Annotated in this window: 12 protein-coding genes; all 12 read left to right on the plus strand. The window is 54.6% G+C overall.

The features are described from left to right. On the plus strand, nt 1-657 hold a 657-nt coding region (locus ACJY2G_RS25210; RefSeq protein ID WP_439292349.1), incomplete at its 5' end, for a S49 family peptidase. A gap of 2 nt (nt 658-659) precedes the next feature. After that, the gene (locus ACJY2G_RS25215; protein ID WP_439292350.1) at nt 660-1,301 is read left to right on the plus strand and encodes a DNA primase; all 642 of its coding nucleotides are present in this window, start codon (nt 660-662) and stop codon (nt 1,299-1,301) included. Next, a complete protein-coding gene (locus tag ACJY2G_RS25220; protein ID WP_439292351.1) occupies nt 1,298-1,711 on the plus strand; it encodes a head decoration protein in 414 nt (137 codons plus the stop codon). The genes ACJY2G_RS25215 and ACJY2G_RS25220 overlap by 4 nt, the downstream gene beginning before the upstream one ends. 108 nt (nt 1,712-1,819) lie before the next feature. Next, on the plus strand, nt 1,820-2,869 hold the full coding sequence (locus ACJY2G_RS25225; RefSeq protein WP_439292352.1) for a major capsid protein: 1,050 nt from the start codon (nt 1,820-1,822) through the stop codon (nt 2,867-2,869). Between the two features lie 2 nt (nt 2,870-2,871). Then, entirely contained in the window at nt 2,872-3,174 is a 303-nt protein-coding gene (locus ACJY2G_RS25230; protein ID WP_439292353.1) for a hypothetical protein, read from the plus strand. 2 nt (nt 3,175-3,176) lie between these two features. After that, nucleotides 3,177-3,521: a head-tail joining protein gene (locus tag ACJY2G_RS25235; RefSeq protein ID WP_439292354.1), complete on the plus strand. Its 345-nt coding sequence runs from the start codon at nt 3,177-3,179 to the stop codon at nt 3,519-3,521. Then, a complete protein-coding gene (locus ACJY2G_RS25240; protein WP_439292355.1) occupies nt 3,518-4,063 on the plus strand; it encodes an ATP-binding protein in 546 nt (181 codons plus the stop codon). Before ACJY2G_RS25235 ends, ACJY2G_RS25240 begins: the two co-directional genes overlap by 4 nt. Before the next feature lie 16 nt (nt 4,064-4,079). Beyond that, the gene (locus ACJY2G_RS25245; RefSeq protein ID WP_439292356.1) at nt 4,080-4,322 is read left to right on the plus strand and encodes a DUF2635 domain-containing protein; all 243 of its coding nucleotides are present in this window, start codon (nt 4,080-4,082) and stop codon (nt 4,320-4,322) included. Next, nucleotides 4,322-5,806 (plus strand): phage tail sheath subtilisin-like domain-containing protein, encoded by a 1,485-nt coding sequence (locus ACJY2G_RS25250; protein WP_439292357.1) that lies wholly within the window; start codon nt 4,322-4,324, stop codon nt 5,804-5,806. Before ACJY2G_RS25245 ends, ACJY2G_RS25250 begins: the two co-directional genes overlap by 1 nt. Before the next feature lie 9 nt (nt 5,807-5,815). Further along, nucleotides 5,816-6,184, plus strand: a complete 369-nt coding sequence (locus tag ACJY2G_RS25255) for a phage tail tube protein (protein ID WP_439292358.1) — start codon at nt 5,816-5,818, stop codon at nt 6,182-6,184. Between the two features lie 2 nt (nt 6,185-6,186). Beyond that, nucleotides 6,187-6,780, plus strand: coding sequence for a phage tail assembly protein (locus tag ACJY2G_RS25260; RefSeq protein ID WP_439292359.1), 594 nt, complete (start codon nt 6,187-6,189; stop codon nt 6,778-6,780). Between the two features lie 118 nt (nt 6,781-6,898). Continuing rightward, the coding region (locus ACJY2G_RS25265) for a hypothetical protein (RefSeq protein ID WP_439292360.1) at nt 6,899-8,341 on the plus strand (1,443 nt) is incomplete at its 3' end.

The raw sequence follows: 8,341 nt of genomic DNA on the forward strand, positions 1-8,341 counted from the left end.
ATCGCCATTATCCCGATTCAGGGCACGTTAGTGCAAAAACTCGGCACCTTACGGCCTTACAGCGGGATGACGGGCTATGATGGTATCCGTGCCTGTTTCCTGCGCGCATTGAATGACAGTGAAGTCAAAGCCATCTGCCTGGATATTGATTCACCCGGCGGTGAAGTCGCGGGGTGTTTTGACCTTGTCGATGAGATTTATGCCGCGCGCGGCAGTAAACCGGTCTGGGCCATTTTATCCGAAAGCGCCTATTCCGCGGCTTACGCGCTGGCGAGTGCGGCGGACAAGATAATCGTGCCGCGTACCGGCGGCGTCGGTTCTGTCGGCGTCATTGTGATGCACGTTGACTGGTCGCAGAAAATCAAAAATGACGGGCTGCAGGTCACCATCATTACCTACGGCGATCGCAAAGCAGAGTCCAATCCGTATGAACCTTTAAGCGAAACGGCGCGCAAAGCCATTCAGTCAGACATTGACGAAATGGGGCGTTTGTTCGTGAGTACCGTCTCCCGCAATCGCGGGATAACAGAGAAAACCGTCCGGGATACCGAAGCCGCCTGTTTCCTTGGCGCCGACGGTGTGCAACTGGGGCTGGCTGATCGCGTGGCCTCGCCTGATGCGGCATTCCGCGATTTATTACAACTAGTTGGAGAGTAACGATGTCAAAGAAAATTCGAGGTTTTGCGCACCTGTTTGGTTTTTCTGCCAATGCTTCTGAAGAAGATGAAGACGAAAAAGAGCAGTCCAAAAAGGCCAAAGGTCGTCGTGCGGAAGATGACGATAACGACGATCAGGATGATAAAGATAAGTCCAAAAAATCTCAGCGTGCAGAAGATGATGGTGATGATTCTGACGACGAAGATGGTAATGACAAGGAAAAGTCTAAAAAAGCCAAATCCCGCCGGGCCGAAGATGACGACGATGCGGACGCCGATGAGGATGAGGGCGTCGAAAACGACGGTGACGATGATGAAGATGATCGTGATGTTAAAAAAGGCCGCCGCGCTGAGCGCGATCGTATTTCCCGCATTCTCGGCAGTAAATTTGCTGCAGGCAAGGGCCCACTGGCCGTTTCCCTGGCGATTACCACCGGCATGAGTTCCGCCGCGGCAATCCGGGTGATGGCGAGCTCTGGTCCTGTACCAGTCGCATCTCAGCCCCGCCGCATGTCACTGGATGAACGCATGTCTAAAGTTGAAAATCACCAGTTGGGTAACGCTGACAACGATGGTCCTTCAGCAAACTCAGTGGTATCTCGTGCGGCTGCTCTCTACAACCAGGTAAAAGGTAAAAAACAATGACTGTGAATCAGGTAGGACAAAACGCCTGGGTGCCCGGCGTTCAGCATGACACCTTCATTCCGGACCAGTTGCTGTCCGGCCCTTTGCAGGTTGTCTCTGATACGGTGACGATTCTGACGGGGAGTTCGGCAACCTATAAGCGCGGCACCGTACTGGGCGTGATCACCGCCTCCGGGAAATACACCTTGAGCGTGGCGACAGCCACCGACGGCAGCCAGGTTCCGCAAGCCATTTTGGCTGATGATGTGAATGCCACCGCGGCGGACACGTTAGCCGGCGTTTATCTGATGGCCGAAATCAATAAGAACCGTATTACCTTCGATCCGAGCTGGACGCTCGCTACGCTTAAACCTGCGCTCCGTCCGTTTGGTATCTTCCTGCGCGACAGCGTGCAGGCACCTGCCAGCTAAACACCCGTTTTAATTTTATCGCCTTCTACGCATGCCCCTCACCGGGCAGGGCGTTGTGCGTCTTCTATTTATCCCGGCCAACAGGTCGGGACACAGAGAGAATAAGCCATGTCCCAAACAATTTACGATACCGTGTCGCTGGTCGGGTTGGTGCCCAATCTGATGACGTCGCAAAACTTCATCCTTGACCGCTTTTTCCCGAACATCGTGACCAGTGACGATGAGTATGTGGCGATTGACGTGGACATCGGTCTGCGCCGCATGGCGCCGTTCTGCTCTCCGCTGGTCGAAGGTAAGTTGGTGGAAAGCCGTCGTTACCAGACCGACAAATTCAAGCCTGCCTATATTAAAGACAAGCGCGCCCCTGACCTGCGCAAACCTATCCGCCGCCAGATCGGCGAGCGCATTGGTGGCGAATACACAGCCGCTGAGCGTGAAATGCTGAACATCCAGTTCGAGATGAGCGACCAGATTGATATTTTGAATCGTCGCCTCGAGTGGATGGGCTGCAGCGCGATTGCCACCGGCACCGTCACCATCAAAGGCGAAGGTTTCCCAACAACCGTCGTTGATTTTGGTCGAGATCCGTCCTTAACCATTGCGCTGAGCGGCTCAGACAAGTGGCCGACCAGCGTGGCGGTTGGCGCAACCAACACCCAGCCAACGGATGACATTGAAGAGTGGCAGGCTCTGATCCTGCAAAAATCTGGTGCCCAGGCAACAGATATTATCTTCACCAACGCCTCATGGCGCGCGTTCAAGCTGGATACGTCGCTGAAAGGCGCTATTATCCTGCCGGCGCAGAACCCGTCCGGCAACATCATCAACCCGGGCGCGCAGATTGCGAAAGGCGCGGTGTGTAAAGGTTACTGGGGGCAGTACACGCTCTGGCTCTACAACGACTGGTTCATTGACCCGGACACAGGCATCGAAAACCCGATGATCGCAGACGGTTCAGTGGTCATGTCGGGCCCTGACTTGATGGGCACCCGTGCGTTTGGTGCCATCATTGATCCCGCTTTTAACTACGGGCCGATGGCGTATGCGCCAAAAAGCTGGCTGCAGCCTGACCCGGCGCAGCGATTCCTGCTGATGCAGTCTTCACCGATCGTTATCCCAAGCCGGGTTAACGCAGCCCTTTGTGCGAAGGTGGTGTGATCATGGCAAAAGAAAAAGCAGCTGACGCGGCCCCTGAGGCCGCTGATCTGATCACCGTTGTGGTGCTCAAAGGTAAAAGCGTGCGTCACGACGGGCAGAATTACACTCAGAATGCGCGCGTGTCGTTGTCTCCGGCTGATGCCGATGCGCTTATCGCTTCCGGATTCGTGAAGACTCTGGACGCGGTGAAGCAGGAAATGGAGGAGGTTAGTGGGCAGGAAGTCAGTGTCACTAAAGCCGAAGGCCAGTCCACTATCACCTCAGACGCACCCTCTGTCATCAAATCTGAGAGCGGAGAAGCCTGATCATGGGAGTCAACTGGGATCTGCATTTACTCAGGCCGTTGCACGGCGTATTTGGTGACCCGGTTGATTTTCGTCCCGTGGGTGGGGTGGCCTATATCATCAGCGGGATTTTTGACCGCGCGTATACGCAGGACGTGGAACCACTGGAAGACGGCAGCACCATCAACACCACGTCGCCTGTGCTTGGTGTTCTCGACAGTGAGTTTTCCTCACCGCCGAAAAGGGGCGATCGGGTGTTCATTGGCCTGGTCGGAGGTGAACAGGTGAATACATTGTTTGCTGTCTCCGATGTCCAGCCGGACAGTCATGGCGGCTCAAAGCTTATTCTGAACAGGGTGAAAGTATGAATGCAGCAGCATTGCGAATACTGGTGATCGGTGCGCTGATCGGCAAAACGGATGCCGCCGAACGCGTTTATTCGCCACGGGACTGGCCAACGTCGGAAGACATGTACCCGGTCATTCTTGTGCAAACTCCTTTTGACCTCAAAAACTCCCTTGGGCGAAACGTCCCGCAATTTACGACGGTGACCACCGTCCGAATTACAGGCCGCCTGCAGGAGCTTGATGAAGTCGATCAGGATAACGGCGCAGTAAAGGCGGAAGAGGCGCTGGAACAGCTGCGCGAACAAATAGAGCGCGCGGTGATCAACAGCTTTGAGCTTACCCGGCAGACTCAGCAGTTTTTGCAGGTACGCTCAACCATTGATATCAACGCTGGCGGTGAAGGGCATACCGCCCAGTTACTGATGGAATTGGATATCGAGTATTACCAGGGCCCGGAAGAATTTTACCCTATCGAAGCGGACCCGCTTGAAGGGGTTGATGTCACCATTATCGAACCTGACGGCACGCCGCAAGTCGGCATCACCATCGACCTGCCTCAATAACATTCTGGAGTATCACATGTTTGTAAAACCCGCAGCCGGGCGCACTGTGCGCGATCCGGTTAAAGGCACCTTTTTGCCCAAAGAAGGGGCAGAGGTCGCCGAAAGTCAGTTCTGGAACCGCCGGCTCCGCGACGGGGATGTGATTACCGTTGACACCTCCGCACCCGCCGCGAAACCGACAGCCGCTGCAAAAGGCACAGATGCTACGGCTACTACCGATAAATCAGCCGCTTCAACGGATGCTGGGAGTGCGAGCTAATGAACTTTCAAAATATCCCGAACAATCTTCGTACACCGCTTTTCTATGCTGAATTTGATAACTCGCAGGCGAACACCGCAACGGCGACCCAGCGTACGCTGATCATTGGTCAGATGCTGACGAACGCTGCGGTGAATCCCAATATCCCGGTTATTGAATCATCAGCATCAAACACTGCCGGTATTTATGGCGCAGGATCGATGCTGCATAACCAGATGACGGCGTATTTGGCAAACGACATTGCCGGTGAAATTTACCTGCTGCCGCTGGTTGATGGAACATCGATGGTGGCGGCGACCAGCACCATTACGCTGACCACGGCACCGAGTGAAACCGGTGTGATTTCACTGTATGTCGCGGGCCAGCGCGTACAGACCACGGTGTTGAGCACTGATAGTGTGACCACAATGGCAACAGCGCTGACGACGGCGATCAATGCCGCCATTGCGTTGCCGGTAACGGCTGCATCGGCCGCCGGCGTCATTACGCTGACGGCAAAAAACAAAGGCACGCACGGTAACAGCATCGATTTGCGCCTGAATTATCTGGGGAGCGCGGGCGGGGAATCCACGCCTGATGGCCTGGGTATTACGCTCACCCCCCTTACCGGTGGCGCTGGCGCACCGGACATGACGACCGCGCTGGCAAACCTCGGTGACCGGACCTTTGATTTCATTGTTACCCCTTACACAGACACGACTTCTCTCGATGCGCTGAAAAGCTTGCTGTCAGACAGCACCGGACGCTGGAGCTACGCGCAGCAGCTTTACGGCCACGTCTTTGGGGCCGTGTCTGGCACCTATGGCCAGTTGACCACGCTCGGCGAGGCCCGCAACGATCAGCACGCTACTTTGCTGGGCGTTTATGACTCGCCAACGCCGGCTTATGTCTGGGCAGCGGCTGCGACAGGCGCGGTAGCGGGGAGTCTGCGCAACGATCCGGGACGCCCCCTGCAAACACTCTCGATTGCCGGCGTGCTTGCGCCGCCACTGTCTTCACGTTTTGAGCTGACCGAGCGTAACAACCTGCTTTACAGCGGTATTTCGACCTTCACGGTGGCAGATGACAGCACGGTGCAGGTAGAAAACCTGATCACCACGTATCAGACCAATAAATATGGGGATGCGGATGACAGCTATTTGCAGGTGGAAACGTTGTTCCTGCTGATGTTCGTCACCCGCTTTATCCGCACGCAGATTACCTCAAAATTTGCGCGCATGAAGCTGGCCGCTGACGGTACCCGTTTTGCGCCGGGATCTGCGATTGTGACGCCAAATATTATCCGGGCTGAGCTGATCGCCCAGTACACACAGCTGGAATACAACGGCTATGTGCAGGATTCCAAAGCCTTCGCCGCCGGCCTGATTGTGACGAAAAGCACGACCAACCCGAACCGCGTCGACGTGTTATGGGACGGTGTGCTGATCAACCAGCTGCGCGTATTTGCACTTCTTAACCAGTTCCGCCTGCAAGCTGCGGCGTAAGGAATAACAATGGGTGATACCTCCAACCGCCTGGCGGGCACCGCGTCGGTGACAACCAATGGTGTAACAATCATGGTCGCCGGGCAGTTCAAATACAGTCCTTCAACCGTAAAACGTGAAACCCTGACCGGGATGGATCGCGTTCATGGCTATAAAGAAAAGCCTTCCGCGCCGTATATCTCCTGTCAGGTTCGCGACAGCGGCGGTACCACGGTGGCTGACTTTAACGACATGACCGATGTCACCGTGGTGGCTGAAATCGCCAACGGTAAAACGATTATCGGTACCGGGATGTGGACGGTCGAATCACAGGAAGTGGACAGTGAAGACGCCGTGTTCGATGTTCGCTGGGAAAGCTTCTCAGTCGTGGAGAGCTGATTGTGGAAGAGCAGGAAAAAAGTATCGTTATTCCTCTGGATAAACCGCTGACGGATGCAAGCGGTAAACTAGTCTGGGAAAGCATTCCACTGCATGAACCGGCGCTCATCGAAGTGAATCAGTTCTTTGATAAGCAGAAGGCGGACGGTGCGCTGGCCGCGATGGGGCTCCTTATCTCGCTGTTATCGGGGATCCCGCCGCAGGTTGTCAGGCGCATGCCGTTTACCACTTTCAAACAGTGTGAGGGTTTTCTTCTTACCTTCTTAAATTACCTCCCCGAATCCGTAACGACGGTTGAAAGCAGCACGGTGATCGTGCTGCCAAAAGCCCTTCAGGATGGCAAAGGGGAGCAAAACTGGGCAGGTATCGATCTTAGTGAACCCTGTCTTGACCAGGTGGACCAGTTTTATAAAAACCAGACAGTGAAAGGCGGTCTGGCGGCGATGTCTGCGCTTATCGCTGAAATCTCCGGCATTCCGGCGCAGGTCATCAACCGACTGCCGTTTACTGACTACAAACGCTGTGAGGGTTACATGCTGGGTTTTTTAAACTTCTCCCCGACGGCGGGAGGTGGCGGGAACGCATCGCCGATGTGACGTATTACTACGGCTGGGGGCCAGATCAGGGCTGGGGAATGACGTGGTCGAAGCTCAACTGGTGGCGGGATCAGGCATTTCGCATCAATAAGTTAAAGGAACGCGATTAATGGCTAATGTGTTTGATTTCCAGCTGAAAGCGGACGATCAGGTTTCTCAGTCTATTCAGAATATCGATGATGCGGTGAAGAAACTGACTCCCCAGCTCAATGATGCGCAAAAAGTTGTCCAGCTCGGCGGTCGGCGTTCCGCAGAAGGACTTGATGAAGTCAGTGGCCGCCTGAATAAACTGGCAAAAAACGCCCGGGATGGTGTGCAATTTGTCGGGGACCTTGTACCGCCGCTGAAAATGGTGGGTGGCCTGACTTTAGGACTGGGCGGGCTGGCCACTGTCATAAACAGTGTCAAAACGGGGATCAAAGAGTATGCGGATTCCGGGTATAAAATTGATACTACCGCCAAAAATATCAGCGCAACCACCCGGGCATATCAGGAACTGACTGGTGCCATGATTGAAAACGGGGCAACGCGAGATTCTGCGGAGAGCTCTGTTACCGGTTTATACCAGCGAGCCAATGATGCACTTAACGGTCGGGATGATCCTTTCAATGCCCTTCTGGCACAGATGGGCGTCAAGATCAGTAAAACCAAGGAGGGCATGGCTGACGTTGTAAAACTGATGGATGACCTGAATAAGGCCATGCTTCAACAGTCCCCCGCCAGGCAGGTCGTGATTGCACAGGTGGGGCAGTTTTCACCCGAGCTTCTGAACTACCTGCGGCAAAGCACCGATCAAGTCCAGCGCCTTAAAGACCAGGCGCAGCGTGATGGGCTGATTTTTTCTGATAAGGATGTGCAGAATGCCCTGGCGTTCCGCACCCAGCTCAATCGGATTTCGGCGTCGTGGGATGGCATGCTGATGAAGGGGCAGGCGTGGCTGGGACAGGCCCCGATAGTTCAGAAAAGTTTTGATGACGCTTCGCAGATCATGCAGCACGGGATGGATGCCGCTACGGTGGGCTCCCTGATGACGTGGAACAGCGGAGGAAAGCAGGCTGACCGGTTACGCGATGCTCAAAAAAATGACGCCTTTAAGAAAACGCTGTCATGGGATGAAAAACTGGATCTCCGTTTAGGTTACGCCTCCGGGGATCTGGTCAAGAAATTGAACAGTTATTACGGCCCGACAGATACGGCCCGTCAGCTACAGCAGGATATGCAGGGGCTGCATGTGCAGAGTCCATCCTCTGTTGAGCCCCCACTGTCGTTTAATCAATCTGGAAGCGGGAATGCCAGGGGGATCCGTAACAACAACCCTGGCAATTTACGGGCTGCGCCGAACGCTGTAGGAAACGACGGCAGTTTCCCTATATTCAATAGTCCTAATGACGGACTGGCGGCCATGAGCAGGCAACTCCAGTTATACGGGGCCAGGGGGAACAATACGCCCTATGGCATCATTCACACTTATGCACCGAGCAGTGAAAATAACACGCAGGCGTATATCAACGCGGTGACGAAAGACACCGGATTTGGAACCCATGAAAACCTTAACTTGAGT

Source organism: Rahnella sp. ATs2, assembly GCF_051851855.1.
In the GTDB taxonomy this organism is placed as follows: Bacteria; Pseudomonadota; Gammaproteobacteria; order Enterobacterales; family Enterobacteriaceae; genus Rahnella; species Rahnella variigena.